This is a genomic window from Paenarthrobacter sp. CC6, assembly GCF_040560085.1.
GTDB classification, from domain to species: Bacteria; Actinomycetota; Actinomycetes; order Actinomycetales; family Micrococcaceae; genus Arthrobacter; species Arthrobacter nicotinovorans.
Window position 1 is genome coordinate 1 of sequence record NZ_JARDAN010000046.1, and the last position, 1,288, is coordinate 1,288.

General features: G+C 62.0%; 1 protein-coding gene. It reads left to right on the forward strand.

The genetic code is table 11. The annotated features are described in order from the left end of the window. Positions 1–48 precede the first annotated feature (48 nt). Positions 49–1,281 carry an IS30 family transposase gene (locus PV760_RS21410; protein WP_422757627.1) on the forward strand — a complete coding sequence of 411 codons (1,233 nt, stop codon included), beginning with the start codon at positions 49–51 and terminating at the stop codon, positions 1,279–1,281. The last annotated feature ends 7 nt before the right edge of the window (positions 1,282–1,288 follow it).

The following is a 1,288-nucleotide window of genomic DNA, read 5'->3' on the forward strand; positions in this document are numbered from 1 at the left end:
GGCGTCTTCAGGTGGCTAGTGCAACACCCCTGTAGTTGGAGGGGTGTCATGGTCAAGAAGTTGCCGTGGTCGGTTCGTGCGTGTGCGTATGAGCACTTGCTGGCGGGTGAGGACACGGGACGAAGTGCTGCCGCGGCTGGGGTGTCCCGGCAAGCGGTGTCGCATTGGGCGAAACTAGCGGGCATGGAACTTATCTCCGGCCCTGGTGGTGGCGTGCGTCTTCCGATGGCTTCGGAGGTGCTTTCGCGGGATAAGGAGCGAAGGTACCGGCGGCTGACTTTGGAGGACCGGGCTTATATCAAGGCCTGTCTGGGCTTGCCGGAGCCGCGTTCCATGCGACAGATCGCCAAGGAGTTGGGCGTGCATCCATCAACGGTGTCCCGGGAGATCCGCCGACACAGTATCGAGCATTGGGCCCGGCGCTATTACGACGCCGGGGTTGCCCAACACCGGGCACTGGTCCGCCGTAGACGGAACCGGCCCGTGAAGCTCTCTGCGGGAACGGCGGTGTGGAAGGAGGTCGTGGCACGCTTGAACCAGCGTTTCTCACCTCAACAGAGCGCTGCGGACCTGAAGAAGACGTTCCCCGAGCAGCCGGAGATGCACGTGTCCCACGAGTCAATTTACCAAGCCCTTTACGTGCAGGGCCGGGGTGCCTTGCGGCATGAACTTGCCGTGGAGAAGGCCCTACGTTCGGGCCGGACCGGTCGTAAGCCCCAATCAAAGCTGCCTGCCAGGAACGTAAGGCCCTGGCTTGAAGGGGCCCGGCTGAGCGACCGGCCCGCCGAAGTCCAGGACCGGGCCGTGCCCGGCCATTGGGAAGGTGATTTGGTCGTGGGTCCCGGTAACTCCGGGATCGTCACCTTGGTCGAGCGCTCCTCACGGTTCACTTTGCTGGGCCGGCTGCCGGGAGCCAGGGACAGCGCGACGGTCATCGAGGTCATGCAGAAAATGATCCACACCCTGCCCCAGGCGATCCTTAAAACGATCACCTGGGACCAAGGCACGGAAATGGCTCAACACGCCAAGTTCACAGTAGCGACCGGCTGCCAGCTGTTCTTCTGTGACCCGCACTCACCCTGGCAACGCGGCACGAACGAGAACACCAACGGACTGGTCCGCGATATCCACCCCAAAGGCACGAACTTCAACCAGGTCAGCGACGAAGAACTCGCCCACACCCAGCACCTGCTCAACATCCGACCGCGTCAAACACTCCAATGGGACACCCCAACTGAAAGACTGACCAAACTAATCGATGGTGTTGCACTAGCAAGCTGAAACCGCC